Here is a 26,045-nt window from a genome sequence, read left to right as displayed (position 1 = left end):
GTTCCCCGTACGGGCCTCGGTCGATGGCTGGCGGGGCCGGCTCGGGAAAGCAGGGGACCTCGGCCCCGCCAGCGTGTTGACCTTAGGCACAGATCGTCCCGGCCTCCCGCTCAACCGGGTTTCCTCCGGGAAGGTCGGTTTCAGGCGTGGGACGGCTGGTCAGGGGCATTTCCGCCGAGCGACCGCGGAAGGTAGTTCTGCACGGCGGCGGGCCGGAAGCCCGCCTGCCTGATCCAGCCGAGGATCATCTGGAACTCCTGGGCGAGGCCCTTGCGGTAGTGCATGAGGATGATGTCGCCGGGCTTGAACCCCTTGGCGCCGTCGGCGCGCGCGAAGCCGTTGTAGCCGACGCCGGGCCCGGAGGTGCCGTTGTAGAACTCCGCCGACCACAGCAGCACCGACTTGATGCCGCACTCCTTGGCGACCTGCAAGGTCGTCTGGTTGTAGCTGCCGAACGGGGGCCGGAAGATCTGCGGCCGGTGCCCGTACTGCTTCTGGATGGCGTCGGAGGAGTCGCAGATCTGCTTCTTCTGCGCCGCGGCGCCCAGCGTCGCCATGTTGGGGTGGTCGACGGTGTGGTTCTCCATCGGCGAGCCCGCGTTGCGCATGGCCCAGAAGTACTGCCCCTGCCCCTTGATGTAGGTGGAGGTCAGGAACGTCAGGATGGGGACCTTCTCCTTGCGGACGAGGTTCACGAACTCCGAGTCGTAGGTGTAGCCGTCGTCGATGGTCAGGAAGACCACGCGCTCCTGCGTCTGGATCTGCTTGATGACGGGCGGCAGGCCGTTCGCGGCGGGCTGCGGCATCGTCCACGACCCGGGCTTGGGCGTCGCCCACCGCTGGTCGTCGAGCACGGAGGCCAGCTGCGTGCGCATGGACGGGCCGGACTCGCCGCCCAGCCCGGCGGTCACGACGGGCCAGCCGCCCGCGGCCACGCCGAACACTCCGGCGGCGACCATGGCGATCACGGGCGTCTTCCCTGGCATCGGCCGCGTACTCCGTTCGCTCGGGGGTCTGCAGTTCCCGGGGAGGTGCAGTTCTCAGGGGCCTGCAGTGGGTCCGCATCGGTTGACGCGCGAGCGGCGACCGGGGTTCGCCGCCGCGCGCAACCTGGCGGACATATCTGACCATTCCCAGAGCCCTCGGGGGTGCATCTGCCCAATCCTCGGCGTGTACTCGGCAGAAGTTGCCGTTCGGGGAGGCGGCGGGGTTCTCTAAAGTCGGGTCATGCAGCTCACCGGCAGTGCCAGCGTCGCCGCGCCGCTCGACCGCGTCTGGGACGCGCTCCAGAACCCGGCCGTGCTGGCGAGGACGATCCCCGGGTGCCGCTCCCTGGAGGAGACGGGGGACGGCACCTACCGCATGACGGTCACCGCGGGCGTCGCGTCGATCCAGGGCACCTACGTGGGGCAGGTCGAGCTGGCCGACCCCGACCCGCCGCGCTCGTTCGTGCTGCGCGCCCGCGGCCAGGGCGCGCCCGGCACGGTCGACGCCACGGTCCGCGTCCGGCTGTCGGACGGCGACGGCGCGACCCGCGTCGACTACGACGCCGACGCGGTCGTCGGCGGGATGGTCGGTGGCGTCGGGCAGCGGATGCTCGGCAGCGTCGCCAAGCGCACCGCCGGAGAGTTCTTCGCCGCCGTCGAACGCGACCTCACGGCCCCGGCCCCGGCCTTGGCCCCGGCACCGGAGCCGGTGACCGCCGGCCCGGCCGCACCCGCCGGGACCGTGTACCCGGGACGCGCCGCCGCCGAGGCCCCGTCCCCGGTATGGCTCCCGATGGCCGTCGCGTTCGGTACCGGCGGCGCGGTCGCCCTGGCGGGCGTCGCCGTCGGCTACCTCATCGGCCGCCGCTCCCGCTGACGGGCCCGCCCGGGAACGGCGACGGCGGGCGCCCCGGAGCGTTCTCCAGGGCGCCCGCCGTCGGAGGCGGCTAGCTGACGCCGACCAGGTCGACGACGAAGATGAGCGTCTCGCCGGGCTTGATGGCGGGGCTCGGGCTGCGGTCGCCGTAGGCCAGGTGCGGCGGGATGACGAGCTTGCGGCGTCCGCCGACCTTCATCCCGGCGATGCCCATGTCCCAGCCCTTGATGACCCGGCCGGAGCCGAGCTCGAAGTCCAGCGTGCCGCCGCGGTTCCAGGACGCGTCGAACTCCTCACCGGTCGACCACGACACGCCGACGTAGTGCATCGACACCTGCGAGCCCTTGACGGCCTCCGGGCCGTCGCCCTCGGTGATGTCGGTGATGTCGAGGTAGGCGGGCGGCTGGCCCTCGGGGAAGTCGATCTCGGGGCGTTCAAGCGCCATGAACGGGCTCCAGCGGTCTCGTCAGATGTGAGGACAGAACAGAGCTGCTCAGCCTATCCGCACCCGGGTCACGAAAGTACGCCGCTCCCGTTGGCAGATTGCGACGGTTTCGCAGGTGGCCGGCGTCCGGTAGACCTCTGGGCATGGTGAGGCGGCTGCGGATCGGCATCGACACGGGCGGGACGTTCACCGACGTCGTCGCGCTGGACGGGGACGGGGCCCTCGTCACCACCAAGACGCCCTCGACGCCCGCCGACCCGGCCGAGGGGTTCGCCGACGGCGTCGCCAAGATCCTCCGGCTGGCCGGCGCGGAGCCGCGGGACGTCGCGGCGCTGTCGCACGGCACGACGGTCGCGACGAACCGGCTCCTGGAGGACCGGATCGACGATCTCGGGCTCGTCACCACCGAGGGCTTCGAGTCGATCCTGGAGATCGCCAGGCAGAGCGTCCCGGACGGCTACGGCAACAGCTACTTCTGGGTGAAGCCGCCGCGGATCGTCCCCGCGCACCGGGTGCGGGCGGTCGGCGGGCGCCTCGACCACACCGGCGCCGAGCTGCGCCCGTTCGACGAGGAGTCGGCCGTCGCGGCGGCCCGCTGGTTCCGCGACCAGGGCGTTCTCGCGATCGGGGTGTGCCTCCTGCACTCCTACGCCGACCCGTCCCACGAGCTCGCGATGCGGGACGTCCTCGCCCGCGAGCATCCGGGCGCCGTCGTGTCGCTGTCGTGCGAGGTGCTGCGCGAGTACCGCGAGTACGAGCGGTCGGTCACGACGCTCGTCGACGCCGCCGTCAAGCCCGCGATGAACGGCTACCTCGCGCGGATCGCCGAGCGCGCCGCGTCCCGGCTGCTGGTGATGAAGAGCAACGGCGGCGTGCTGTCGGCGGACGAGGTGGCGCGGCAGCCGATCACGACCGTGCTGTCCGGCCCGGCGGCCGGGGCGCTCGGCGCGGCGTTCGTCGTCGCGCGCAGCGGTCACGGCTCGGTGGTGACGCTGGACGGCGGCGGGACGTCCACCGACGTCGCGGTCGTCCTGGACGGCGAGCCGACCCTCACCACCGAGGGGTCGATCGGCCGCCATCCCGTCAAGATCCCGATGATCGACATCGTGACCGTCGGCGCGGGCGGCGGATCGGTCGCGTGGCGCTCGCCCGAGGGCGCGCTGAAGGTCGGGCCGCGCAGCGCCGGGGCCGACCCCGGGCCGCTGTGTTACGGGCGCGGCGGCGCCGAGGTCACGGTGACCGACGCGCACGCCGTCCTCGGCCGCGTCCCGCCGCACCTGCTGGGCGGCGAGGTGCCGCTGGACGTGGACGCCGCCCGCCGGGGCCTCGCGGCCCTCGCCGCGGAACTCGGCATGCCGGTCGAGCGCGCCGCCGCCGGGATCCTGGAGATCTCCGCGTGGAACCAGGCCAACGCCATCCGGCAGATCACCGTGAAGCGCGGCCTGGACGTGCGCGACTACCCGCTCGTCGCGTTCGGCGGCTCCGGGCCCCTGCTGGCGTGCCGGCTGCTCGACGTCCTCGGCCTGCCCGCCGCCGTCGTCCCGGAGAACCCCGGCAACCTGTCGGCGTTCGGGCTGCTCACGGTGGACGTCAAGAACGACTACGTCCGGACCCGCGTCGTTCGCGACGCCGAACTGGACCCGGCGCTGCTCGCCGGCGTCTACGCCGACCTCGAAGCCGAGGCCGCCGGGGCCCTGGCCCGCGAGGGGTTCCCCGAGGACCGCCGCCGCTTCGCCCGGTCCGCCGACCTGCGCTACTACGGGCAGGCGTTCGAGGTGCGGGTCGCGGCCCCCGCCGGGCCTCCGGACGAGGGGCTGCGCGCCGAGGTCGTCCGCCGCTTCCACGACGCCCACGAGGCCCTCTACGGCTACTGCTACCGGGACGACCCACACCATCCGGTCGAATGGGTCAACCTACGGGTCTCCGGCATAGGACCCATCGAACGGCCGCGGCCGGCCGAGCGTCCACCCGGGGACGGCGACCCGTCACGGGCCCGCACCGGCACCCGGACCGTCTACTTCGACGCCTGGGAGGAGACGGCCGTCTACCGGCGCGAGAAACTCGCGCCCGGCGACGCCGTCGCAGGCCCGGCCGTCATCGAGGAGTTCGGCTCGACGCTCCCGCTGCACCCCGGCTTCACGGCGACCCTCGACGGCCACGGCAATCTGGTGGTGACCCGATGACCGGCCCCGCGACCGACCCGATCCTGCTGGAGATCGTCGAGGGGACGCTGGCGTCGGTGGAGCGCGAGGTCGAGACGGCCATCGCCCGCACCGCCCGCTCCCCGATGATCCGCGACGCGCACGACTTCCGCGCCGGGATCCACGACCGCCGCCTGCGCAAGCTGACCGGACGGTCCTACTCGGCGCTCGTCCAGCCGATCGCCCGCGACTTCCCGCCGGAGGAGATGCGGCCCGGCGACGTGTTCTTCCACAACGACGTCTACCTGTCCGAAGGCGGCATCGGGCACCTGCCGGACCTGTGCGTGACGGTCCCGGTGTTCCACGACGACGAGGTGGTCGCGTTCGTCCAGGCGTTCGGCCACCACGACGACATCGGCGGCGCGGTCCCCGGGTCCATGCCGAGCCACGCCCGCAGCGCGTTCGAGGAGGGCCTGATGGTCCCGCCGATCAAGCTGTGGGACCGGGGCGTGCCGAACCGGGCTGCGCTGGCCATCATGACCCGCAACTCCCGGATGCCCGACTCGCTCGCCGGCGACCTGGACGCCGAGTGCTCGGCGTGCCTGATGGGCGCCCGCCGCCTCGGCGAGCTGTTCGCCCGCTACGGCCGCGCCGCCGTCGAGGCCTGCTTCGACGCGATCATCGACCGGACCACCGAGACGTTCCGCCGCGAGCTGCTCGCCAAGATCCCGGACGGGACGTTCGTGTGGGAGGACTACGCCGAGCACGACGGCGTCGACCCGCCCCGCCTGCACGCCCAGCGCATCACGCTCACGGTCGACAAGGCGGCCGCCGTCCCCCTCGTCATCGACTTCACCGGGACGTCCCCGCAGGCCAAGGGGCCCATCAACCACGCCGGCGACTACTCCGGCGGGGTGTTCCTGAAGAAGTGGCTGGCGCCCGTCCTGCGCAACCTCGCCGACACCCCCGAGCGCGCCGCCGAACTCGACGTCAACGAGGGCGTGGTGCCGCTCATCGAGATGCGCTTCCCGGAGAAGGGCACCCTGCTCACGCCCGTCTTCCCCGCCCCGACCAACGCCCGCACGTTCGTCATCCTGCGGCTGCTCGGCGTCCTCGCGGGCGTGCTCGCCAAGGCGACGGGCGGCCGCATGCCCGCCGACCAGGAGACGATCCGCTACACGGGCGTCTACGGCGAGGACGACCGCGGCCCCTACCTGATGCGGGAGGTGCTCGGCGGCGGCTCCGGCGGCCGCTACTACGCCGACGGCGAGGACACCATCCACGTCGTGCCCGACTCCCGCAACATCCCCGCCGAGTTCGCCGAGGCCCGCTGGCCGTTCGTCGTCGAACGCCTCGGCCTCGCCGTCGACTCGGGCGGGCCGGGGGAGTACCGCGGCGGCCTCGGCTACGACAAGCACATCCGGATGCTCCGCGACGCCCACTACATGTCGATCGCCGACCGCTCCATCCTTTCGTGCTGGGGCGTCAACGGCGGCCGCGCCGGACGGCCCTTCCGCGTCGACATCGACGGCGAGGAGATGGACGGCCTCGTCGACGATCGTCCCGTCCGCGCAGGGCAGGTCATCCGCATCCGCACGACGGGCGGGGGCGGCTGGGGCGACCCGCTGAACCGCGACCCGTCCCGCGTGGCCGACGACGTCCGCGACGGCAAGGTCTCCCTGTCCGGCGCCCGCGACGACTACGGCGTCGTCCTGAAGGACGGAGCCGTGGACGCCGAAGCGACCGACACCCTCCGCGCCCGCCTCCGCGCCGAACGCGGCCCCGTCCCGTTCTTCGACCGAGGCCCCGGCTACCCGCGACTCGCCGCCGGCGCCACCTCCGCCGCCGTCGACTCCCTCGACCCCTGACCCCTCGCCGGCCTGGCACTCCTTCGAGTGCTCCTCGTGCAGCTCTGCGGCGCGGGGATGGCCTACTCACACCAGCCCGATCCGATCCGGCCTTGTCGCCGCCAGCGGATGCCAGGGGGTGCGTTGGCTATAACATTGGATGCATGGGGCTGTTCGAGATCCAGGCTGAGCCGGAAGTCGTCGACTGGCTCATGTAGCTCGCGTCCGCTCAACTGGCGCGAGCGGACGTGGTGTGCGGCATGCTCGCGGTCGAAGGAACCTGCCTCGGCATGCCCCTGTCCAGACCACTTGGTGACGGCGTGTGGGAACTGCGGATCAACCTCCACCCCAAGGACATCCGGATCACCTACTGGTTTCCCGGGCACGACCGGGTCGTACTGTCAACGGTGTTCCGCAAGACCCGAGACGCCGAGACCGCGCAGGTGAGACGGGCCAAACAAGCACAGAAGGTCTGCGAAGCCGAACACGACACCGACCAGATCATCAGCGTCATCGAGAGTCCGGAGGGCTCATGAGCAGTCAGCGGAGCAGCCCGCACGTTCTCCTCGGCGACCACCCCGGCCTGGCCGCCAAGCGAGACACCGACGAGTACCGGCTCGCCCACGAGGAAGCGCGCCTGGCGATCGCCCTCGGCCGTGCCGTCTACGCTCGGAGAACCGAGCTGGGCATGTCCCAGACCGAACTGGCCCGCCGCGCCGGGATGCGGCAGCCAGCGGTCTCCCGCATCGAATCCGGCGGTGGAGGAGTTCCGACCCTGGCCGTACTGAACCGGCTCGGGCACGCCCTCGGCCTGCGGTTCCGGGTCATCGTCGGGGAAGGCGACGCCGGCGCGGCGGAGACCGAACTGCTCGCCACCGCATGACGGCGTGATCCTGACAGACGGGGCGGTGGACACCGAGGCGACCGCGACCCTGAGGGCGCGTCTGCGAGCGGAACGCGGCCCCGTCCCGTTCTTCGACCGAGGCCCCGGCTACCCGCGACTCGCCGCCGGTGCCACCTCCGCCCCCGTCGACTCCCTCGACCCCTGGGACCATGAGCCCCGAACGAGGCGTCAAGGTCACGGTCCCGCCCCGGCTTCGCGGAGGCCTCTCCACTCCTCGGCACAATGGCCGTGAACTGGCGTGCTTCGGTCTCGACGACCAGGCTTCGAACCTGCTGCTACGCGAGATACGCGGTATGGCCGCGACCTTGCGATATCCGCCGTTCATCTGGGGCCGGTCAGTCCTCCTGCTCAGCGCCCTGGGCGATGCGGACGCCCGCTTCGACGGCCTCCTCCCAGGTCGGGTACTCGTCGTCGAAGTCGGTCGGGCCGTCCAGGCTCCCGTCGACGTACATGCCGCCTTGCCACTCGGTTCCTGCGATCTGCTCCTCGAACTCCGCGGGGCGCTGTACCCATTCCAGCGGCCAGACCGGCATCATGACGCGCACCAGCCACCGATTCGCGATCTTGAGGCGGAACGACCACTCCTCCGCGCCGTCGGCGTCCGGCTCGTGCTCCACCTCGGAGACGACGACACCACGCCGCTCCAACTCGGCCACATAGGCGAGCACGTTGGCCGCGACGTCGGTGTCCACATCGGCCGGCGCCATGAAGTCCTCAACTCTCAGCATGATCCTTACGACGTCCACCCGGCGATACCCGTTCCGGGCGCGGGAGCAAGCCCCGATGGCCGGTTCGAGCCCCACGTGACCCGCCATCCGCGACCAGGGCAAACGCAAGTTCGCCGGCATATCCCCACCCGGCGGCGCCACCTCCGCCGACGTCGACCCCTGAGCGCTACCGCCGGGGTTCGCGGCCGGCGGCGAGTTCGGCGAAGACGTGGTCGGGGTCGTGCTGCTTCCAGTAGCGGAACATGAGCGAGACCCGGCCCCCGTTGCCGCCGAACGAGCTGATCGGCTGCGAGGCGTCCACGAGGTAGCGCGGCTCGTCCCACTGCTGCGCCACGACCGCCAGCGGACCGTCGGCCACGAGGATCCACGTCGCCCGCCCGCTGGCGATCACGGCAAGGAAATGCTCCTCCAGGAGCCCCGCGACCACGTCGCCCAACGGGGTCCCGGACGGCACGTCGATGCTCCGGGCATGGGGCAGGACGTCGTCGCCCGCCGCCACGCTGCCGCGATCCACCTCGATGATCAATGTTCCGCCGCCTTCCGCACCCGCCAGTATCCCCCTTGCCGGCGCGACCGCGTCCCGCCGCCGGATGGCGACGGGACGCGGCGTCCTGTTCGTTCGAGGACCGTCAGGTCAGCATGCCTGGACGTAGTACGCGGGCCTGAAGTCGTACGAGCCGTCGGTGCCGGGAGCGACGTTGACCAGGACGTTGTGCGCGGCGCCCTTGATGAAGGCGTGCGCCCCGCCGGTGTTGGAGTTGTCGTAGAGACCGACGCCGTTCCACGCCCGCAGGACCCAGTCCGAACCGCCACGACGGCAGTGGAAGAAGGAGAAGACCTTGCCGCCCTCGGCGGCCAGGACGTTCGTGTAGATGCAGAAGTGGCCGGTCGGGCAGGGAGTGCCGCTGGTCGTCTTGATCCACGTCCAGCAGTCGGCGCTCACGTTGATATTGGCGCAGTAGGGGACGCCGACCACCGAGGCGTTGTCGTTGCCGTGGTCCCGCGGGGCCTGTGCCGCAGCGGAGGCGATCCGCGTGCCGTCGGCCCGCACGGCCCCCGCCGCCGGGACCCGCGGCGTAGGCGGCGCCGGTGCCGGCGAGGAGCACCATCAGGCCGATCACCAGCCCGAGTGCCTTGCTCATCGTTCGTGGTGCCATCAGAGGACAACCTTTCTCGTGTGCCGCGAGGTCGTGCCTCTTGCAGGAGCGATGCAGGGCGGGGAGGTCGGATCTTGCAGGGAGCGTCCGGCCTCGCGTGGTTTCCACGAACGAGAGTGCAGGGCATCGCCCTGACCTGTCGTTACGTGTGCGCGCACATGCCTGTCGACTGAGCGCACTGCCGCCGGAACTGGCCGGGGGAGAGGCCGTAGGCCCCGCGGAACACCTGGCTGAAGTGCGCGGCGCTGCTGAACCCCCACCGGGCCGCGATCGCGTTGATCGGACGATCGGCCAGCCGGGGATCGGCGAGGTCGCGCCTGCACCGCTCCAGGCGGCGCTCGCGGACCCATCCGGCGACGGTGTGCCCTTCCTGGTGGAAGAGCTTGTGGAGGTAGCGCAGCGAGATGTGGTGCGCCGCTGCTATCGCGTCCGGGGTCAGATGCGGGTCCCCCAGATTCCGCCGGATGAAGCTGAAGATCTGGGCCATCAGGGCACGCCGCCTCGCATGGGGCGGAACCGCGCCCTGGGCGTCCAGCGCGGTGGCGAGCGCCGTGCTGAACACGTCGAGCGTCAGGGTGGACAGCCGGGCGGTGTCGGACGGCCCGAGTTCGTGCATGTGCCGGGCCAGTTGCAGCAGGAACTGCGACGACAGCGCGCCCATGCCCTGATCCCCCTTGAGACGGACCGCGGTCAGGCGCCGGAGATCCCGATGCGGGAACGGCAGCAACGAGCGCGCAAGGCACAGGACCAGCACCTGACCGCCGGGGACGTGCGGCGATAACTCCGCCTGAAAGGGACGCGAGGTGTCGGCCAACACCAGGTCACCGGGTCCGAGTTCCGCTTGCCGGCCGTCCTGTGCCATCACACCGCGCCCGCGCACCGTGCACACCAGTTTGAAGACCCCGGGATCGGCCTGGCGGATCAGCTTGGGAGTGCGCTGCACCGAGTACGGCGTGGCCGTCATCAACGAGGCCTGCACGGGCCCGAATTCGCTGACGCAGAGACGCGCTTGGAAGCGGCTTTCCAGGTGCGGTTCGCAGCGCAGATCATAGGGGACCCAGACTTTCGAAGTCACCTCGTGCCAGAAGGCGAATCGCTCGACCGCCGGTACCTCGGCAGTGAGCCTTTTTCAGCGTGCTGCGGTCTCGCGGAGTTGCAGGGTGTGGATGGCCTTGGCGAGGCGTCCGGCGCGGTGGGGGCAGCAGCGCAGCTTCCGCAGGATTCGCCATGACTTGAGCTGGGCATTCGCGCGTTCGCCGGGGCCGCGGAGCTTGGCGTGTGCACGGTTGGCGTCCTTTTGCGGTTCGGGCTTGTCGCGTCCCTTGTAGGGCGTGAGGATGTGCGCGCCGGCGCCCTGGTAGGCCTTGTCGGCCAGCACCAGCAGCCCGGTGGCCGCCAGTGCCCGGACGACGCCCCAGATCCGGGCCGCGGTCAGGTCGTGGACCGAGCCGCGCAGCGGTCCCGACACCCACAGCAAGGTCCCGTCCGGTGCGGCGATGACCTGGAGGTTCATGCCGTGGCGGCGGTGTTTTCCCGAGTAGTAGGGCCGGTCGGCGGCGACCCTGTCGATCGAGACCAACGTGCCGTCCAGCACCAGGTAAGGCAGCCCGGCTTTGACCGCTCTGGCCAGCGCCGCACCGAGTTTGGGCGCTCGGGCGGCGAGAAGGTCGACGGTCTCGTTGACGTAGCGCCACGCGGTGGCGGTGGAGACGCCGAATCCGGCGCCCAGCTCGGCGTAGGTCTCGCCCTTGCGCAGGTAGACCAAGGTCATCAGAGCCTGCATGCCCGGGGGCAGGCACCGGCCCCTGCTGCCGAGGGCCTGGCGGTGGCGGCGGACGACACCGGTGGCGTAGGCCAGGGTCCGGCGCGACAACGGCAGCGAAGCACGGTACAAAAGCATGTGAGGCCTCTGGTGGGGACGGGACGTTGTGAGAGACCAACCGTCCTACCAGGGGTTTCTTGACGTCCGGCACCGCCCACACCGTCCGCGATCATGCTGTGATCAGCGCACATCGAACTGCCGCTGAAAAAGGCTCAGTGCTGATCACTTTCATGAACCCACCCGAACACGGTCGTGGCGGGGTTTCGGAGCATCGTCCCCCGAACACCTCCATGAACGCAACCCCGCCCTTTCCGCCCCCCTGGACCGAGCGTCGAAATGCGCCATTCATTGAGATTTCAGGCCAGTTGTACCTAAGGAATGATTCGGGCCCAGACCCGCTTGCCTCCGCAGGGATCGCGCATGGCCCCGCACGCCGAGGACAGGGCCGGGACGATGTGCAGCCTCCACCGTCGTTGTCGTCGAACGCCTCCTCGGACAGGTCGAGATCGTCCAGGGTGAGATCGACCTCGGCGGCGGTGGCGGCGGTGGGGTTGGCGCGGACGCTGGCCGGGGCTCGGTTTACAAATGGGGCTATTTGCACGTTCTCGACGATGCGCTGCTGATCGTTTCGGAGGCCTGTGCGAGGGCGCGCGCTGCAGAAGGCAGGCATCCTCACCCTGGCCGACAAGGCCTACCTCTGGCCGTCCTGCAGAACTACGAGCGCGCTCGGACGCCGGAACCGTCACGAGGATCGGAGGCCCCGCTCCTCATGGCATCAGATGATGTAAGAACCGACTTGGCGGCGTTCTTTGGAGGACAGCAACTCCAACGGCAGCAGCGGGATCGCCTCTCGGTTGGCCGCCAGGTAGCAGAGCAGCACCAGTGCGCTGCCGTCCTCGTCCTTGAACAGCAGCCAATGCGCGAGGTCTACCGAGCCGCTGGAGAAACCGGACGAGTGCATCACCGGATCCAGCATCGCCAGGTAACCCTCCGGAAGCAGTTTCTTGCGAATCTTCCGGAAGTTCGCCGACGGGAAGGAACTGACCATCAGGAACAGCTGACCGAACGTCTGAGTATGATGCACAATCCGCCCGGGCGTGACCGGGACCGGAGCTCGCACGACGTGGTCGATCAGGTTCGGATGGGCGAGCCACCGCCAGGTCTCCCGAGAGGTCACCGTATCCGGAAGGTTGTCCTCCATACGCTCCAGGTGTACAGGCAGCCACTCCCGCGCCCACTCGTTGATGAAAGCCTCCACACATCATGATCAACCCCGCCGGCTCCCGATTCTTCCGGACGCGGCCCACCGCATGTCAAGCCTGCGGGGCGCTCCCACCCCTGGCACGAGGGGGGTTCTGGGTTTTCCGTCCCGTCCGCCGCCACCGCTAGGCCCTCGGCAGCAAGGGCCGGTGCCTACCCCCGGGAATGCAGGCTCTGATGACCCAGGTCTACCTGCGCAAGGGCGAGACCTGAGCCGGGTTGGGCGCCGGATTCGCCGTCTCCATCACCACCGCGTGGCGCTACGTCAATCGCCGCACCTGACGGCGCTCTGCTGTCGCTCGAACCCGTCGTGTCCTTCCTTGGCCGGCAAGGAGGGCGAGGGCATCGGGTGATGTCAGGACTTCGACGGCCTTTCGCTGGAACCAGTCGGATGCCTCGGTGACTTGGGCGGGTGCCCATGGTTTGTCCTGGGCGATAGTTGCCAGCAGCGTCCATTCGGTAAGGCGGCGGGTGAGGAAGTCCCGCTCACCGATGACGCCGGTCATGGTGTGGGCCCAGCCAGGAAACCGTTCGTCGGTCAGCAGGAGGCGTGCCCGGTCGTCGATGTGGCGGGCCACTGCGGACTCTGCCATCACCTGGTCGGGATCCTGCAGGATCTCGTTCACCAACGTGGGCTCATCGTCGGCGTCCACGTTGGCCAGGGCCTGCAGGTGGCAGGCGTAGCGGTGGTGCTCGTCCGGCTCGGCGGGGCCGTCAGTGGGGCTGCTCACGCGGCCGCTCCTTCGGGACGCTCGACAAGCCGGCCGTGTTCGAAGCGAGCCCCGGCGCCGACGGCGGCGACCAGGCGGGGAGCGTTCACCGCGCGCCGGCGGGCCTGGGCCCACTCGGTCAGCTTGAACGCCATGGCCGACGCAGGGCCGGTGCGCTTGTCGTTGAACTCCGGCGCGCGGACCTCGGCGGGGCATGCCAGGCTCATAGGTCTTGAGCGTCGCGTTCGGATGGGGCTGTTTCGCGGAGGCTTTCGTGGAGGCCGCCCAGGCGTCGGCCGGTGTCTTGAGCAGTGGAGTCGGTCTCGTGAAGACGCCAGCCCGGGAGTGGCTGGTCGTCCGCGGTGATCGGGCCGCCTTCGTCGATCGCGAGCAGTGTGGCGAAGACCGCCTCGAACGCGGCGGTTCGCATGGCGAGCACGATGTCGTCGCGGTTCGCTCCGGCGGTGAGCAGGCGGGCCGCCGCCGGGATGTTCTCCACCGCGCCCGGATCGCCCCAGCCGTTGACGGCTTCGTCCCACAGCCGGCGGAGCAGGAGGAAGCGTGCCATCTGGGGGATGTCTTCGGAGACCTCCGACCGGGCCCACTCGCCCGGCCCTGGGGCACCGAGCCGGGCGAAGCGGTCCCGCAGCCCGGTCGCGGCGGTGCGCTGCTGCGCCGGGAGGCCGGTGAGCCACCGGTCCCAGGCGATCTGCTCGTTGGTCACGTGCAGATCATGGCGTATGGGGCGGTGGCCCGGTCAGGTCTGGCGGGGGTCCGAGGGGCGGGTGCCGGGTTCGGCGAGTTCGATGATGTTGCCGAGGTTGTCGGTGATGAACGCGACGCGCTGACCGATCTCCGCCACGGCCATCGGGCCGCCGATCAGGTTCACGCCCCGGTCGCGCAGCTCGGAAACGGCAGCGTCGAGATCTGTGACGGCGAGGCAGAAGTGGTGCACGCGCGCCGGGTCCATGCTCGACAGGATGTCGCCGGTCGGCGCCTGGCGCTTGGACGCGGTCGCCATCAGCTCGATTCTCACGTCACCGCAGATGAGGAACGCGAAGATCATGCCGTGGGTGTCGAATCGCCGTTCGACGGTGAAGCCGAGCGTCCGGCAGTACCAGTCGATGGTGGGTTCGAGGTCCTCAGAGGTCACGCTGAGGCCGATGTGGTCATGGGAGAAGGCGATGCTCATGCGATCAACTTCGCCGACGGCGCGGCCCCCTTCAAGAGACGGATCGACGGTAGGAACACGGGTACCACCCTCGACCGGGCGTGACCGGCGAGAATCGGCCGCATGGCCACCGAGGACGCGGCCTTGGGCGCCACCCCGCGCGTGCGGCGCGACCGCATCGCTCCGGCGGAGGCGGGACTACCGAGCGGACGCGCCCGCCGGCTGGGCGGCGCTGCTGGGCGCCCCCTCGGGAACGCCGGCGCGGCCACCGCTGGTCGGCTGGGTCTGAGACGCCCAGGTGTCCGCAGCGGTGGCCGTCGTTCGTGGGAGGCCGGTTATCGGGGCGGCTCGTTGGTCCAGGCTGCCGTGATGGTGGTCTGCCCCATCGACTCCTGCCTCCCGTTGATGTCGGCGTAACCTTCGCCGCTCACCGCGGAGGTCTTCGGGTCGACCACCAGCTTCGTCCCGCCGCCCTGGCCTGAGAACTGCAGGCTCTGCCCGCCGGGGACCCTGCCCAGGTTCTTGACGTCGGGCAGGGAGGCGAGGGCGCGGAGGGCCGCGGCGCGGACCTTGGGCGGGGCCGGGACCTCGGAGAGCAGGTTCTCCAGGAGCATGATCGTGAGGGTCTCCCTCACGGCCGGGTCCTTGGAGTCCTTGGCCGGAACGGTCGCGCTGCCCAGCAGCCTCGCCTTCAGGGCGGAGGGGGAGGCCGGCAGCTTCGCGACCTGCTCCATCCGGAGGCGGGTCCGGCGCACCGTGATGGGGTGCCGCCCGGGGAGCTCGGTGACCGCCCCTCCCTGGACGCGGACCCATCTGCGGCCGTCGGTCGTCGTCCAGCTCTCGAACGTCTGGGCGGTGCCGGTCGCGCCGACGTTCTTGACGTGCCAGTAGGTGCCCGAGGCCGCCGGCTTCGTCTCCGCGGTGGTGGCCGCGACGAGAAGGACCTGCGAGCCCGACATCTCGGCCGTGGTCGTGCGGTCCTTGTGCGCCGAGCCCGGGGCCAGCGCGCCCGTGGCGGCGACGGCGACGGCCACGGTGCCCGCGGCGGCGGTCGCTCCGATCGCGAGCATCGGGCGGCGCGACCGGTGCGTGCGGGCGGGGCCGCGCATGGTGTTCTGGAGCTGGTGCCGGCGGCGGTCGAGCGTCTCGGCCGACGGCTCGGGCTTGGTCAGCGCGGCCTCGAGAAGCTGCAGGTCATCCATCGAGTTCCTCCCTGTTGATCAGCTGCTGGAACTTCCTGCGGGCCCGGCTGAGCCGGGAGCGGACCGTGCCGTCGGCTACGCCGAGGGTCCGGGCCACCTCCTCATGGCTGAGCTGGCCGAGGGCGATGAGCAGGACGACGTCACGCTCGCCCCGGTTCAGCCTGGTGAGGGCCTTGAGGAGCTGTGGCTGCAGGCCCCGCGCCGCCAGCGAGGCGACGACACGGCTCTCGGGGCCCTCGGCGGAGGGCACCGTGCCCGCCCGCATCAGTGCCTTGTAGTGGCGGGCCTCCTTGCGGCGGTGCCGCGCCACCAGATTCGTGGCGATGCCGAACAGCCACGGCCGCAGGCCGCCCCGTGACAGGTCGAAGCGATCCCGCTGCGCGAAGGCCACGCAGAACGTCTCCGCGGCGATGTCCTCGCCTGCCTGCACGTCCAGCCGTCCGACCGCGTACCGGTACACATCGCGGAAGTACCGGTCGTAGACGGCGGTGAACTCGTCCGGATCCCGCCGGAACCGGGCGACGAGCTCCGCGTCCGCTTGCTGCCGGTCGACGTCAGCGGTCACGTTCGTGTCTCCATCAGCGTTCCCCTGACTGAGGTGGTCGATCATCACCGACCCTTCGCCGCACCCCCCGGACGCGTTCCCACCCCGCCCGGCCCGCCGCGGGTCCGCCGTCCGACGCCACGCCCAGGTCGCGCAGCCGGGTCGAGATCTTCGACGGCGAGGCAGAAGTCGTGCGGCCGTGCCCGGGGTGTATGCCCGACCGGCATTTCGATCTAGATTTCGGCTGGTCTTCGCTGCGGGGCGCATTTTCCGGGCCTGGTAAGGACCACTGTCGGGTGGAGGTACGCTCGGTGTCCGCATGCGTGCATTGTGTGGTGGGAAATGATGTCGATTTGCTCTCACCTCGCGGCGCGGCGGCATGAAACGCGTATCCGGGGGGACGCATCCCCGCCGAGCGGCGATCATTTCGTGCTTTCGGTGTTGCGGCACGAGCCCCCTCGATCGCCGGCCTTGGTTTAAGGAGAAGACAGCAGATGACCGTGTCGCAGCAGGAGCCGACGCCCCCCGGAGACGACCTGCTCTCCTCTGCGTCCGACGCCCCGTCCGACGAACGCGCGCACCGGATCCGCCGCGCTCTGGAGCGGTTGATCGGCGTGGCGGCGACGGAGGGCAACGCCGTGACGCCCCTGCGCAACGGGGACGAGATCTTCCCCCGGATGCTGGACGAGATCGCCGGGGCGCGGAGCACCATCGACATGATGACCTACGTGTACTGGCGCGGTGACATCGCGCACCGGTTCGCCGACGCGTTGTCGGAGCGCGCCCGCGACGGGGTGCGGGTCCGGTTGCTCCTGGACGGCATCGGCGCCTGGCAGATCGAGAAAGACCTGGTGGAGCGGATGGAGGAGGCCGGAGTGACGGTCGCCTGGTTCCGCAAGCCCGTCTACGTGTCGCCGTTCAAGCAGAACCACCGCTGCCACCGCAAGGTGCTGGTGGTGGACGAGCAGGTGGCCTTCACCGGCGGTGTCGGCATCGCGGAGGAATGGTGCGGTGACGCCCGCGACGAGAGCGAGTGGCGCGACAGCCATTTCGAGGTCCGCGGGCCCGCGGTGGACGGGGTCGCCGCCGCTTTCGCGCAGAACTGGGCCGAGTGCCACGACATGCTGTTCGACGACCGCGACCGTTTCGTCGGCCACGAACCGGCCGGGGACGCCGTGGTGCAGGTGGTGCGGGGGTCGGCCAGCGTCGGCTGGCAGGACATGCAGACCCTCCTGCGCGTCGTCCTCCAGCTCGCCGAGAACCGGCTGCGGCTGGCCTCCGCCTATTTCGCGCCCGACGACTATTTCGTCAATCTGTTGTGCGAGACCGTCGCCCGCGGCGTCGAGGTGGAGATGCTCCTCCCCGGCCCGCACGCCGACAAGCGGGTGAGCCGGCTGGCGAGCCAGCGCCATTACGAGGATCTTCTGAAGTGCGGAGTTCGCATTCACCAGTTCCAGCCCGCGATGCTGCACACGAAAATCCTCACCATGGACGGAATGGTCTCGCTCATCGGGTCCACGAACTTCAACCGGCGCTCGATGGACCACGACGAGGAGGTCATGCTCGCCGTGATCGACCAGGGGCTGACCGCGACCCTGGACGCCCATTTCGACGAGGACCTCGCCCGCAGCGAGCGGGTCGATCACGCGCGGTGGGCCCGGCGCTCCGTGACGCAGCGCGCCAAGGAGATGTCGATCACGCCGATCCGCCGCTTCCTCTAGGCCCGCCCCGCGGGGCGGGCCTAGAGGCGGTGCGGGGTGAAGGTGGTGCCGTCCACGAGGAGGTCGCAGCGGTCGAGGGTGGCGTCGGCGGCGAAGTGGGCCTGCTCGCGGACGGCCCAGTCCTCCCAGGCTCCGGTGTATTCGGGGCCGTCCCGGTCGAGGGCGCGGGCGCGGCGCAGGTCGTACGGTGCGTCGATCCAGATCCGGTAGGCGGCGGGCGACTTCGCCCAGGCGGAGCCGACGCCCTCGATGATCAGGACGGGTGCGGGCGGGACGCGCTCCTCGGGGCCGTAGCGGTCGCGGTGCCAGTCGTAGCGGCGCAGCACGGCGGGGCGCCCGTCCCGGAGCGGGTCGAGCACCGCGTGGCGCAGGGGCTCCCACCAGGTGAGCGGGTCGGCGTCCCACGGCACCCGGAAGTCGTCCGACCGGACGACCGGGGCGCCGACCAGGACCTCCGCGAGGTGGTCCGCGAACGTGGACTTGCCCGCGCCGCTCGGGCCGTCGACCGCGACGATCCGCACCGGGCCGCAGGACGGCGGCAGCGCGAGCAGCCGCGCGGCGAGCGCGGGGTAGGTCACGCTGGGGCGGGGCCCAGCGGGGGAGGGCATGGCGGACTGCGGCACGGACGGCATACTTCCAGGTGCCAGCCCGAGAAGGAGAACGCCCTTGCCCGGACCGCTCGAAGGCGTCGTGATCGTCGACCTCAGCCGCGTCGTGGCGGGCCCGCAGGCCACCATGACGCTCGCCGACCTCGGCGCCCGCGTGATCAAGGTCGAGCGGCCCGGCGACGGGGACGAGACCCGCGGCTGGGGCCCGCCGTTCGCGGGCGGGGAGCGGGTGAGCACCTACTACCTGTCGATCAACCGGAACAAGGAGTCGATCACCCTCGACCTGAAGTCGGACGAGGGCCGCGACGTCCTCGCCCGGCTCGTCCGGCACGCCGACGTGCTCGTGGAGAACTTCCGGGCGGGCGTGCTCGACCGGCTCGGCTTCCCGGTGGAGCGGCTGCACGAGCTGAACCCGGGACTGGTCGTCCTGTCCATCACCGGGTTCGGGCACGACGGGCCCGAGGGCGGGCGCCCCGGCTACGACGCGATCATGCAGGGCGAGGCGGGGATCATGAGCGTGACGGGGCCGCCCGGCGCGCCGAGCAAGGTCGGCCTGTCGATCGCCGACATCCTCGCCGCGGGCAACGGCGTCGCGGGCGTGCTGGCCGCCCTGTACGAGCGGTCGCGCACCGGGCGCGGGTCCGTCGTGCGCACCTCGCTGCTGGCGTCGGTGGTCGGCGCCCACATGTTCCAGGGGACGCGCTGGACCGTGGCCCGGGAGGTCCCGGAGTCGGTCGGCAACGACCACCCGTCCATCGCCCCCTACGGGACGTTCCGCTGCAAGGACGGGCAGCTCCAGATCGGCGTCGCGAACCAGAGCCTGTGGCGCAGGTTCGCACCGATCGTCGGCCTGGACCCGGACGACCCCCGCTACGCGACGATCCCCGACCGCGCGGCCCGGCGCGCCGAACTGGCCGCCGACATCGAGCGGGTCCTCGCGGGCGGCACGCGCGACGCCTGGCTCGGCCGGCTCGGCGAGGCGGGCGTCCCGGCGGGGACGATCCGGTCGATCGACGAGGTGTACGAGTGGGAGCAGACCCGCTCGCAGGGCCTGGTCATCGAGGTGGACCACCCGCAGCTCGGACCGATCGAGCTGCCGGGGCCGCCGCTGCGCTTCGACGGCGCGCCGCCGCGCGGGCACACCGCGCCGCCGCTGCTCGGGGAGCACACCGCCGCGGTCATGGCCTGGCTCGAGGACAGAGAGCGCGAGGAGAGGGGCGAGTGATGGATCTGCTCGGCGGGACGGGCGGCCCGGTGCGGATCGCCGGACGGGAAATGCCACGCGACGAGCTGCTCGGCTGGGCGTCGGCCGTCGCCGCGGAGATCCGGGGCGCGGACGCGGTCGCCGTGCACGCCACGGCGTCCCTGGAGACGGTCGCGGCGGTCGTGGGGGGCCTCCTCGCGGGCGTCCCCGTGGTGCCGCTGCCCCCCGACTCCGGGCCCGCCGAACGCGCGCACATCCTCGGCGACTCCGGCGCGAGCCTGATCCTCGCGGGCGGGAGGACGGAGGTCTCCAGCACGGAGCCGCCGCTCCTCCCCGTCGACTGGCTGTCGCCTCACGACGGCGGCGTGGACGCGGAGGTCGCGCCCGACGCGACCGCCCTGATCCTCTACACGAGCGGGACGACGGGCGCGCCGAAGGGCGTGCTGGTCTCGCGGAGCGCGATCGCCGCCGGGCTCGACGCCCTGGCCGAGGCCTGGGCCTGGACGCCCGCCGACGTCCTGGTCCACGGGCTTCCGCTGTTCCACGTGCACGGCCTCGTCCTCGGCGTGCTCGGCCCCCTGCGGGTCGGCTCGCGGCTCGTCCACACCGGGCGGCCCAAGCCGGAGCTGTACGCGGCGGCGGCGCAGGACGACGGCGGCAGCCTGTTCTTCGGCGTCCCCACCGTCTGGTCGAGGACGGCGGCGGACCCGTCCACCGCGGAGGCCCTGCGCGGCGCGCGGCTGCTCGTGTCCGGCAGCGCGCCGCTGCCCGTACCCGTCTTCGAGCGGCTCTCGGCCCTCACCGGGCACCGTCCGGTCGAGCGGTACGGCATGACCGAGACCCTCATCACGGTCAGCGCCCGCGCGGAGGGCGACCGGCGCCCCGGCTACGTCGGCACGCCGCTGCCCGGTGTGCGGACCCGCCTGGCCGCCGAGGACGGCTCGCCCGTCCCGCCGGACGGGGAGACGCCCGGTGAGCTGCACGTCCGTGCGCCGCTGCTGTTCAAGGGGTATCTCAACCGGCCGGAGGCGACGGCGGAGTCGTTCACGGCGGACGGCTGGTTCCGCACCGGCGACATCGCCACGATCGGCCCGGACGGCTGGCACCGGATCGTCGGGCGCGCGTCCACCGACCTCATCAAGAGCGGCGGCTACCGGATCGGCGCGGGCGAGATCGAGAACGCGCTGCTCGCCCACCCGGCCGTGCGGGAGGCCGCCGTCGTCGGCACTCCGCACGACGACCTCGGCGAGCAGGTCACCGCCTACGTCGTAGCCGACGGGATCGGCGAGAAGCAGCTCATCGACTTCGTGGCCGAGCGCCTGTCGGTGCACAAGCGGCCCCGCGTCGTCCACCTGGTCGGCTCCCTGCCCCGCAACGCCATGGGCAAGGTCGTCAAGGCCCGCCTGGGCGAGCTCTAGGGGAGGAGTTCGGGGAGGACGGGCCGGACCAGGTCGCGGGCGAACGGCTCGGGATGGTCGGGGGCCTCCTCGCCCTCCGCGAAGTAGAGCAGGAAGCCCTGCTGGAAGCACGCGCCCATCAGCAGGGCCGCCGCGGCCCGCGTGTCGGCGGACGCTGCGACCCGGCCGAGGTCGCGTTCGGCGTCCAGGTACCGGGCCAGCGCGCGCACCGGTTCCTGCGGGCCCGCGCCGTACTTGCGCAGCGACTCGCGGCTGGCGTGCATCAGCCGGGGCTGCGCCACCATCGAGATCATCATCGGGAACGCCCGCCGGTAGAAGCGCAGCGCGCCGTGGACGACCTTGACGAGGTTGGACTCGACGGTGCCCTCGCCCGGGACGGCCGTCGAGGTGAACGGTGGCATGCGCTCTTTCAGCACGCTGAGCATCAGCTCCTCCTTGTCGCGGAAGTGCTTGTAGAGCAGCGCCTCGGAGTAGCCGGCCGCCTTCGCGATCTCCTTGGTGGTGGCGCGGGCTACCCCGTGCCGCCGCATGATGTCCGCCGCGGCGTCGAGGATCCGTTCGCGCGCGCTCAATGAGGCCCCCTTGACAGGTGAGTGAACGCTCACCACGATAGAGGTTAGTAAGCACTCACTCACCCCCCCCAGACCCGTCGACTTTCCAGGAGGACACGATGAGACTCACGGTGTTCGGGGCGACCGGCGGCACCGGCGTCCAGGTCGCCCGGCGCGCGCTGGACGCCGGCCACGAGGTGACCGCCGTCGTCCGCGACCCCACCGCCCTGCCCGGCGAGGTCCGCGCCTGCGCCGACGTCGTCCAGGCCGACGCCATGGACCCGGCCGCGATCGAGGAGGCGGTCAAGGGGTGCGACGCCGTCGTCACCGCGATCGGCACCCGCGACGGCCGCCGGCCGACCAGCGTCTGCGCGGCCAGCACCGGTGCCATCATCGCGGCCATGCGCGCGGCCGGGGCCGAGCGGTTCGTGCTGACCAGCGCGTCCGGGCTCCACGCCGGGCCGGGCGACGACCCGCTCACCCGGTTCGTGGTCAAGCCGCTCGTCCTGGGCCCGCTCCTCAAGCACGCGTTCGCCGACATGCGCGCCGCCGAGGATCTCACCCGCGGTTGCGGCCTCGCCTGGACGATCGTCCGCCCGCCGCGCCTCACCGGCGGCCCCGGCAACGGCCGCTACCGCAGGGCGCTCGACCGCAACGTCTTCGGCGGCATGTCGATCGCCCGCGCCGACCTGGCCACCGCGCTCCTCGACATCACCGGCGACCCGTCCACCATCGGGCACGTCGTCAGCGTCGCGGGCTGAGGATCCGCGGGCCGGGGGAAGGGGCGTGACACCTGTCATGCCGATCACCTGACAGGGCGCCTCCGGAACCGGTGACACGCGCTTCTACCGGGGCGCCCGCGCGGCCGCGACGCTGGGGGCATGAAGACGAACCCAGCCATCCGCGTCGACGCCCTCCGGCAGCGGTACGGGGACTTCGAGGCCGTCGCCGGGATCTCGTTCGACGTCGCGGCGGGGGAGCTGTTCGCGCTGCTCGGCACGAACGGCGCGGGGAAGACCACCACCCTCGAAACGCTGGAGGGCCACCGGACCGTCCACGAGGGAACGGTCCGGGTCCTCGGCCACGACCCGCACCGGGAGCGCCGCGAGGTCCGCCCGCGCATGGGCATCATGCTCCAGGACGGCGGCTTCTTCGCCGACCTCACCGTCGCCGAGACCGTCGAGCACTGGCGCGGCTTCACCCGCCGCGCGCGCGAGCGGGACGAGGCCGTCGCCATGGCGGGCCTAGCCGAGAAGGCGGACGTGCGGGTGCGGCAGCTGTCCGGCGGCCAGAAACGCCGCCTCGACCTCGCGCTGGCCCTGCTCGGCAGGCCCGACGTCCTGTTCCTGGACGAGCCGACGAGCGGCATGGACCCCGAGGCCCGGCGCGCGACCTGGGACATCGTCAGGGACGTGGTGGCCGGCGGCACGGCCGTCCTGCTCACCACCCACTACCTGGAGGAGGCCGAGCACCTCGCCGACCGGCTCGCGATCCTGCACCGGGGCCGGATCGAGGCGTCCGGCACGGTCGCCGACGTCGTCGCCGGGCACGGCGACCGCATCGACTTCCGGCTGCCCGAGCGCCTCCAGATCGCCGAACTGCCCCCGCTGAGGGGCGTCCGCGCCGACGTCCGGGTGGAGAGCGGGCGCGCCCTCGCGTCCTACGCCGTACCGTCCCGCGACGGCGACGACCCCGGGCTCCAGACGGCGCTCTACGAGCTGCTGCGCTGGGCCGACGAGGAGGGCGTCCGGCTCGACGGCCTGCGGGCGCGCAGCGCCTCCCTCGAAGACGTTTTCCTGCGCACCGCCGAAGGAGCCCCCCGATGAGCCCCATCTCGCTGGACCCGGCCGCCGTGCTGCGCGTCGCCCGGCTCGACCTCACCCTGCTCTGGCGGAACCGGACCGCCCTGTTCACCGCCGCGGGCCTGCCCGTCCTGTTCGCGGCCATGCTCGTCCCGGTCCGCGGCGAGAAGATCGACGGCGTGGACGGCGCCCTCCTCCAGGGCACCGGCCATCTGGGGTTCTTCCTGGTCTTCGCCGTCTTCATGAACCTCGTCAACATCCTCACCGCCCGCCGCGAGGACCGCACGCTCAAGCGGCTGCGCGGCACCGCCCTGTCCGACGCGGAGATCACCGCCGGCAGCGTCCTCACCGCGACCGCGCTGTACGCGGTGCAGGCCGTCGCGCTGCTCGTCCTGCTCGGCGCCGCGATGGGCGGCCGCGTCCCCGCCGACCCCGTCCTGGTGCTGGCCGGGCTCGCGGGCGGCGCCGCCGTGTTCGCGACGCTCGCGTTCGCCGTCTCGGGGATCACCCCGAACGCGGAGCTGGCGCAGCTCACCGTCCTGCCGATCATGTTCGGGTGCATGCTCGGGGCCGGCGTCATGTTCCCGCTGGACGGCCTGCCCGGCTGGGTCCAGGAGGCCTGCCGGTGGGTCCCGCTCAGCCCGGTCGTGGAGATCGTCCGGACGGGGTACTTCGGCCAGGACTTCGTGCACCGCCCCGGCCATCCGTCCGTCGGCATCGCCGAAGGCTGGCTCTGCTGCGTGCGGCCGTTCTTCCTCCTGGCCTTCTGGGCCGCGTTCGGCCGCCTGCTGGCCGCCCGCTGGTTCCGGTGGGAGCCGCGCCGCGCCTGAGGACGCGCGGGCCGGCATTACAGTGCGATGCGAGGAGGATCGAGTACATGGCGGTCGCGACCACGGCGGACATCGAGGAACAGGCCGCCCGCAAGCTGGAGCGGTACCGGCGGGTGACCTACCGCTCGTTCATGTTCGCCGCAGCGGGCTTCGTCCTGCCGGGCCTGTACGGGCTCGAAGACGCCTACACCAACGGCGACGCGGGCGTGCCCGTCATCGCCGCGGTCATCGCGGGGCTCTGCGTGCTCGCCTGGTGCTACACGCGGCTCGTCCGGGAGGGCCTCGAAGGCGGCGCGTCCAGGCGCGACGTCGTGGGCAGCGGCGTCGTCGCCGCCGCGCTGAGCCTGATGCTGCTCACCAGTCCGTGGTTCAGCGTCATCCCCGTCTTCTGGGTCTCGGCCGTGGTGCTGTCCCCGATGGGACGGAAGCGGATCGTCGCGCTGTGCGCCGGCACCGGGGCGTACTGCGGGGCGGTGGGCACGATCGCCACGGGCCGCCTCTACCCCGACAGCGACGCCCCCTGGTACGTGATCTTCCCGGTGCTGGCCGCGGTGTACACCGCGATCTCCGGGGTCGTCGTGTTCGTCAACCGGTACCAGCGGCGCATGTGGGAGCTGCACCAGGAGGCCTACGCGGCCCGCGACGCCCTCGCCCGGCTCGCGGTCACCGAGGAGCGGCTCCGCTTCTCCCGCGACCTGCACGATCTGCTCGGCCACAGCCTGTCCCTCATCGCGGTGAAGAGCGAACTGGCCAAGCGGACGGTGCGCGACGACCCCGACCGGGCGGGCGCCGAGATGGCCGACGTCCAGCGCGCCGCGCGGGAGGCCCTCAGGGAGGTCCGCGCCGCCGTCCGCGGCTACCGGGCCGTGGAGCTGGACGCCGAGCTGGCCGGGGTCCGGGCCGTGCTGGAGGCCGCCGGAGTGCACTGCGAGATCGGCCCGCTGCCGGACGGCCTGCCGCCCGAGGCCCGCTCGGTGCTCGCCTGGGTGATCCGCGAGGGCGCCACCAACGTCATCAAGCACAGCGAGGCGAGGAACTGCGCGATCTCGCTCGGCGTGTACGGCGACGCGGTCTACGGTGACTCCGTGGTCCTGGAGATGCGCAACGACGGCGTCCGCGGCGCCGAGACCGCCGAGGGCTCGGGCCTGACCGGCCTCGCCGAGCGCGTCGCCGTGCTCGGCGGCGAGATCACCGCGGGGCGGCACGGCCGCGACGGGTTCCTGCTGCGCGCCGCCGTCCCGCTCCCGCCCCCGCACGGGCCGGACGAGGGCGGCGCGCGGGAGAACGGCCGGGCGCTCCCGGCCGGGAGGCGCGCGTGATCCGTGTCCTGCTCGCCGACGACGAGCACCTCATCCGCGGCGCCGTGGCCGCGCTCCTCGGCCTGGAGCCCGACCTGGAGGTCGTCGCCGAGGTCGGCCGCGGTGACGAGGTCGCCGCCGCGGTGGCCGCGCACGGCCCGGACGTCGCCGTCCTCGACATCGAGATGCCGGGCGCGGACGGCCTCGCCGTCGCCGAGGAGCTGAACGCCTCCGGCGCCCGCTGCGCGGTGTGCATCCTCACGAGCTTCGGCCGCCCCGGCTACCTGCGCCGTGCCATGTCCGCCGGGGTCCGCGGCTTCGTCGCCAAGGACGCTCCCACCGACGAGCTCGCCAGCGCCATCCGCAAGATCCACGGCGGCGGCCGGTACCTGGACGCCGAGCTGGCCGCCAGCGCGATGGCCGCCGGGGACAACCCGCTCTCCGAGCGCGAGCGCGACGTCCTGCGCCTCGCCGGGTCCGGCGCCGAGACCGCCCGCATCGCGGCCGACCTGCACCTGTCGGAGGGCACCGTCCGCAACTACCTGTCGACCGCCATGGCGAAGATGGGCGAACCCACCCGCGTCCGCGCCGCCCGCGCCGCGATCGACATGGGCTGGATCTGACCTGCGGGGAGACGTCCCCGCGGGGCCGTGATCTCCGCCCGGGCCTTGGCGGGGGCCTAGGGCCTGTCTCGAAGTCGCCCTGGCCATGCCGCGCGAACGCGTGACCTGGCCGGTGGAGCGAGGCCGGAGGCGAGCGGAGCCGGGCAGATCGCGAAGCGATGCCGCGTTCGCCCAGGCCCGGTCACGTAGCGAGCCG

Annotated in this window: 28 protein-coding genes and 2 pseudogenes; 14 read left to right on the top strand and 16 right to left on the bottom strand. The window is 71.9% G+C overall.

The genetic code is table 11. The features are described 5' to 3' along the window. Nucleotides 1–140 precede the first annotated feature (140 nt). Nucleotides 141–986, bottom strand: a complete 846-nt coding sequence (locus BJY14_RS06830) for a polysaccharide deacetylase family protein (RefSeq protein ID WP_179842831.1) — start codon at nt 984–986, stop codon at nt 141–143. 241 nt (nt 987–1,227) lie between these two features. Between BJY14_RS06830 and BJY14_RS06825 the strand changes: the two genes are divergently transcribed. Further along, complete coding sequence (locus BJY14_RS06825; RefSeq protein ID WP_179842830.1) at nt 1,228–1,863, top strand: SRPBCC family protein; 636 nt, start codon at nt 1,228–1,230, stop codon at nt 1,861–1,863. A gap of 70 nt (nt 1,864–1,933) precedes the next feature. Here the strand turns inward: BJY14_RS06825 and BJY14_RS06820 are convergent, their stop codons facing one another. Then, nucleotides 1,934–2,308, bottom strand: coding sequence for an FKBP-type peptidyl-prolyl cis-trans isomerase (locus tag BJY14_RS06820; protein WP_179833837.1), 375 nt, complete (start codon nt 2,306–2,308; stop codon nt 1,934–1,936). Between the two features lie 143 nt (nt 2,309–2,451). On the opposite strand from BJY14_RS06820, the gene BJY14_RS06815 reads away from it, so the two are divergent. From BJY14_RS06815 to relB, 4 genes are all read left to right on the top strand, one after another. Further along, nucleotides 2,452–4,491, top strand: a complete 2,040-nt coding sequence (locus tag BJY14_RS06815; protein ID WP_179842829.1) for a hydantoinase/oxoprolinase family protein — start codon at nt 2,452–2,454, stop codon at nt 4,489–4,491. Next, entirely contained in the window at nt 4,488–6,317 is a 1,830-nt protein-coding gene (locus tag BJY14_RS06810; RefSeq protein ID WP_179842828.1) for a hydantoinase B/oxoprolinase family protein, read from the top strand. Before BJY14_RS06815 ends, BJY14_RS06810 begins: the two co-directional genes overlap by 4 nt. A gap of 239 nt (nt 6,318–6,556) precedes the next feature. Beyond that, a complete protein-coding gene (locus BJY14_RS06805; protein ID WP_179842827.1) occupies nt 6,557–6,832 on the top strand; it encodes a type II toxin-antitoxin system RelE/ParE family toxin in 276 nt (91 codons plus the stop codon). Next, nucleotides 6,829–7,179, top strand: coding sequence for a type II toxin-antitoxin system RelB family anti-toxin (relB, locus tag BJY14_RS06800; protein WP_179842826.1), 351 nt, complete (start codon nt 6,829–6,831; stop codon nt 7,177–7,179). Before BJY14_RS06805 ends, relB begins: the two co-directional genes overlap by 4 nt. Nucleotides 7,180–7,535: 356 nt before the next feature. Here the strand turns inward: relB and BJY14_RS06795 are convergent, their stop codons facing one another. The 6 genes from BJY14_RS06795 to BJY14_RS06770 all read right to left on the bottom strand — a co-directional run bounded on the left by BJY14_RS06795 (nt 7,536) and on the right by BJY14_RS06770 (nt 12,165). Beyond that, nucleotides 7,536–7,928 (bottom strand): hypothetical protein, encoded by a 393-nt coding sequence (locus BJY14_RS06795; RefSeq protein WP_179842825.1) that lies wholly within the window; start codon nt 7,926–7,928, stop codon nt 7,536–7,538. 166 nt (nt 7,929–8,094) lie between these two features. Next, on the bottom strand, nt 8,095–8,454 hold the full coding sequence (locus BJY14_RS06790) for a hypothetical protein (protein WP_179842824.1): 360 nt from the start codon (nt 8,452–8,454) through the stop codon (nt 8,095–8,097). Between the two features lie 108 nt (nt 8,455–8,562). After that, the gene (locus BJY14_RS06785; protein ID WP_179842823.1) at nt 8,563–8,979 is read right to left on the bottom strand and encodes a hypothetical protein; all 417 of its coding nucleotides are present in this window, start codon (nt 8,977–8,979) and stop codon (nt 8,563–8,565) included. Between the two features lie 248 nt (nt 8,980–9,227). Beyond that, nucleotides 9,228–10,160, bottom strand: coding sequence for a helix-turn-helix domain-containing protein (locus BJY14_RS47150; RefSeq protein WP_179842822.1), 933 nt, complete (start codon nt 10,158–10,160; stop codon nt 9,228–9,230). 54 nt (nt 10,161–10,214) lie between these two features. Next, the gene (locus tag BJY14_RS06775) at nt 10,215–10,985 is read right to left on the bottom strand and encodes a transposase family protein (RefSeq protein WP_179842248.1); all 771 of its coding nucleotides are present in this window, start codon (nt 10,983–10,985) and stop codon (nt 10,215–10,217) included. A gap of 697 nt (nt 10,986–11,682) precedes the next feature. After that, a complete protein-coding gene (locus tag BJY14_RS06770) occupies nt 11,683–12,165 on the bottom strand; it encodes a hypothetical protein (RefSeq protein ID WP_179842821.1) in 483 nt (160 codons plus the stop codon). A 134-nt stretch (nt 12,166–12,299) separates the two neighbouring features. On the opposite strand from BJY14_RS06770, the pseudogene BJY14_RS44955 reads away from it, so the two are divergent. Next, nucleotides 12,300–12,377: pseudogene (locus BJY14_RS44955) on the top strand (IS5/IS1182 family transposase); the annotation flags it as partial. Between the two features lie 50 nt (nt 12,378–12,427). Here BJY14_RS44955 and BJY14_RS06765 read toward each other — a convergent pair. The 6 genes and pseudogenes from BJY14_RS06765 to BJY14_RS06740 form a co-directional block, all read right to left on the bottom strand. Next, on the bottom strand, nt 12,428–12,898 hold the full coding sequence (locus tag BJY14_RS06765; RefSeq protein WP_179842820.1) for a hypothetical protein: 471 nt from the start codon (nt 12,896–12,898) through the stop codon (nt 12,428–12,430). Next, nucleotides 12,895–13,047: pseudogene (locus BJY14_RS06760) on the bottom strand (IS256 family transposase); the annotation flags it as partial. The pseudogene BJY14_RS06760 and the gene BJY14_RS06765, both read right to left, overlap by 4 nt. A 53-nt stretch (nt 13,048–13,100) precedes the next feature. Then, on the bottom strand, nt 13,101–13,601 hold the full coding sequence (locus BJY14_RS06755; RefSeq protein WP_179842819.1) for a hypothetical protein: 501 nt from the start codon (nt 13,599–13,601) through the stop codon (nt 13,101–13,103). 33 nt (nt 13,602–13,634) lie between these two features. Beyond that, complete coding sequence (locus tag BJY14_RS06750) at nt 13,635–14,069, bottom strand: VOC family protein (RefSeq protein WP_179842818.1); 435 nt, start codon at nt 14,067–14,069, stop codon at nt 13,635–13,637. A 314-nt stretch (nt 14,070–14,383) separates the two neighbouring features. Further along, the gene (locus BJY14_RS06745; RefSeq protein WP_179842817.1) at nt 14,384–15,250 is read right to left on the bottom strand and encodes a CU044_5270 family protein; all 867 of its coding nucleotides are present in this window, start codon (nt 15,248–15,250) and stop codon (nt 14,384–14,386) included. Next, nucleotides 15,243–15,815, bottom strand: coding sequence for an RNA polymerase sigma factor (locus tag BJY14_RS06740; RefSeq protein WP_312879033.1), 573 nt, complete (start codon nt 15,813–15,815; stop codon nt 15,243–15,245). Before BJY14_RS06740 ends, BJY14_RS06745 begins: the two co-directional genes overlap by 8 nt. A gap of 473 nt (nt 15,816–16,288) precedes the next feature. Between BJY14_RS06740 and BJY14_RS06735 the strand changes: the two genes are divergently transcribed. Further along, the gene (locus BJY14_RS06735) at nt 16,289–17,515 is read left to right on the top strand and encodes a phospholipase D-like domain-containing protein (RefSeq protein WP_179842815.1); all 1,227 of its coding nucleotides are present in this window, start codon (nt 16,289–16,291) and stop codon (nt 17,513–17,515) included. Nucleotides 17,516–17,535: 20 nt separating this feature from the next. Here BJY14_RS06735 and BJY14_RS06730 read toward each other — a convergent pair whose 3' ends face one another. Continuing rightward, entirely contained in the window at nt 17,536–18,138 is a 603-nt protein-coding gene (locus BJY14_RS06730) for a uridine kinase family protein (RefSeq protein WP_312879032.1), read from the bottom strand. Between the two features lie 43 nt (nt 18,139–18,181). Here BJY14_RS06730 and BJY14_RS06725 point away from each other — a divergent pair, with 43 nt between their 5' ends. Together BJY14_RS06725 and BJY14_RS06720 are read left to right on the top strand one after the other, a co-directional pair. Further along, entirely contained in the window at nt 18,182–19,348 is a 1,167-nt protein-coding gene (locus BJY14_RS06725; protein ID WP_246395826.1) for a CaiB/BaiF CoA transferase family protein, read from the top strand. Continuing rightward, entirely contained in the window at nt 19,348–20,745 is a 1,398-nt protein-coding gene (locus BJY14_RS06720) for an acyl-CoA synthetase (RefSeq protein WP_179842813.1), read from the top strand. Before BJY14_RS06725 ends, BJY14_RS06720 begins: the two co-directional genes overlap by 1 nt. Here the strand turns inward: BJY14_RS06720 and BJY14_RS06715 are convergent. Continuing rightward, complete coding sequence (locus tag BJY14_RS06715) at nt 20,742–21,317, bottom strand: TetR/AcrR family transcriptional regulator (RefSeq protein ID WP_179842812.1); 576 nt, start codon at nt 21,315–21,317, stop codon at nt 20,742–20,744. The genes BJY14_RS06720 and BJY14_RS06715 overlap by 4 nt on opposite strands. A gap of 98 nt (nt 21,318–21,415) precedes the next feature. Here BJY14_RS06715 and BJY14_RS06710 point away from each other — a divergent pair, with 98 nt between their 5' ends. The 5 genes from BJY14_RS06710 (at nt 21,416) to BJY14_RS06690 (ending at nt 25,849) form a co-directional block, all read left to right on the top strand. After that, a complete protein-coding gene (locus BJY14_RS06710) occupies nt 21,416–22,057 on the top strand; it encodes an NAD(P)-dependent oxidoreductase (protein WP_179842811.1) in 642 nt (213 codons plus the stop codon). A 120-nt stretch (nt 22,058–22,177) separates the two neighbouring features. Further along, a complete protein-coding gene (locus tag BJY14_RS06705; protein WP_179842810.1) occupies nt 22,178–23,122 on the top strand; it encodes an ABC transporter ATP-binding protein in 945 nt (314 codons plus the stop codon). Continuing rightward, nucleotides 23,119–23,928 (top strand): ABC transporter permease, encoded by an 810-nt coding sequence (locus BJY14_RS06700; RefSeq protein ID WP_179842809.1) that lies wholly within the window; start codon nt 23,119–23,121, stop codon nt 23,926–23,928. The genes BJY14_RS06705 and BJY14_RS06700 overlap by 4 nt, the downstream gene beginning before the upstream one ends. Nucleotides 23,929–23,975: 47 nt before the next feature. Continuing rightward, the gene (locus BJY14_RS06695) at nt 23,976–25,247 is read left to right on the top strand and encodes a sensor histidine kinase (RefSeq protein ID WP_246395825.1); all 1,272 of its coding nucleotides are present in this window, start codon (nt 23,976–23,978) and stop codon (nt 25,245–25,247) included. Further along, nucleotides 25,244–25,849, top strand: a complete 606-nt coding sequence (locus tag BJY14_RS06690; RefSeq protein ID WP_179842808.1) for a response regulator transcription factor — start codon at nt 25,244–25,246, stop codon at nt 25,847–25,849. Before BJY14_RS06695 ends, BJY14_RS06690 begins: the two co-directional genes overlap by 4 nt. The last annotated feature ends 196 nt before the right edge of the window (nt 25,850–26,045 follow it).

This window comes from Actinomadura luteofluorescens, assembly GCF_013409365.1.
Lineage (GTDB): Bacteria > Actinomycetota > Actinomycetes > Streptosporangiales > Streptosporangiaceae > Spirillospora > Spirillospora luteofluorescens.
This window is presented reverse-complemented; position numbering and strand designations above follow the sequence as displayed.

What these genes read in the sequence shown, in the direction of transcription:
- BJY14_RS06710 (WP_179842811.1), top strand. Translation starts at nt 21,416, where the DNA reads ATGAGACTCACGGTGTTCGGGGCGACCGGCGGCACCGGCGTCCAGGTC.
- BJY14_RS06820 (WP_179833837.1), bottom strand. Translation starts at nt 2,308, where the DNA reads ATGGCGCTTGAACGCCCCGAGATCGACTTCCCCGAGGGCCAGCCGCCC.
- BJY14_RS06705 (WP_179842810.1), top strand. Translation starts at nt 22,178, where the DNA reads ATGAAGACGAACCCAGCCATCCGCGTCGACGCCCTCCGGCAGCGGTAC.
- BJY14_RS06825 (WP_179842830.1), top strand. Translation starts at nt 1,228, where the DNA reads ATGCAGCTCACCGGCAGTGCCAGCGTCGCCGCGCCGCTCGACCGCGTC.
- BJY14_RS06750 (WP_179842818.1), bottom strand. Translation starts at nt 14,069, where the DNA reads ATGAGCATCGCCTTCTCCCATGACCACATCGGCCTCAGCGTGACCTCT.
- relB (WP_179842826.1), top strand. Translation starts at nt 6,829, where the DNA reads ATGAGCAGTCAGCGGAGCAGCCCGCACGTTCTCCTCGGCGACCACCCC.
- BJY14_RS06700 (WP_179842809.1), top strand. Translation starts at nt 23,119, where the DNA reads ATGAGCCCCATCTCGCTGGACCCGGCCGCCGTGCTGCGCGTCGCCCGG.
- BJY14_RS06805 (WP_179842827.1), top strand. Translation starts at nt 6,557, where the DNA reads ATGCTCGCGGTCGAAGGAACCTGCCTCGGCATGCCCCTGTCCAGACCA.
- BJY14_RS06735 (WP_179842815.1), top strand. Translation starts at nt 16,289, where the DNA reads ATGACCGTGTCGCAGCAGGAGCCGACGCCCCCCGGAGACGACCTGCTC.
- BJY14_RS06775 (WP_179842248.1), bottom strand. Translation starts at nt 10,985, where the DNA reads ATGCTTTTGTACCGTGCTTCGCTGCCGTTGTCGCGCCGGACCCTGGCC.
- BJY14_RS06695 (WP_246395825.1), top strand. Translation starts at nt 23,976, where the DNA reads ATGGCGGTCGCGACCACGGCGGACATCGAGGAACAGGCCGCCCGCAAG.
- BJY14_RS06830 (WP_179842831.1), bottom strand. Translation starts at nt 986, where the DNA reads ATGCCAGGGAAGACGCCCGTGATCGCCATGGTCGCCGCCGGAGTGTTC.
- BJY14_RS06720 (WP_179842813.1), top strand. Translation starts at nt 19,348, where the DNA reads ATGGATCTGCTCGGCGGGACGGGCGGCCCGGTGCGGATCGCCGGACGG.
- BJY14_RS06815 (WP_179842829.1), top strand. Translation starts at nt 2,452, where the DNA reads ATGGTGAGGCGGCTGCGGATCGGCATCGACACGGGCGGGACGTTCACC.
- BJY14_RS06810 (WP_179842828.1), top strand. Translation starts at nt 4,488, where the DNA reads ATGACCGGCCCCGCGACCGACCCGATCCTGCTGGAGATCGTCGAGGGG.
- BJY14_RS06795 (WP_179842825.1), bottom strand. Translation starts at nt 7,928, where the DNA reads ATGCTGAGAGTTGAGGACTTCATGGCGCCGGCCGATGTGGACACCGAC.
- BJY14_RS06745 (WP_179842817.1), bottom strand. Translation starts at nt 15,250, where the DNA reads ATGGATGACCTGCAGCTTCTCGAGGCCGCGCTGACCAAGCCCGAGCCG.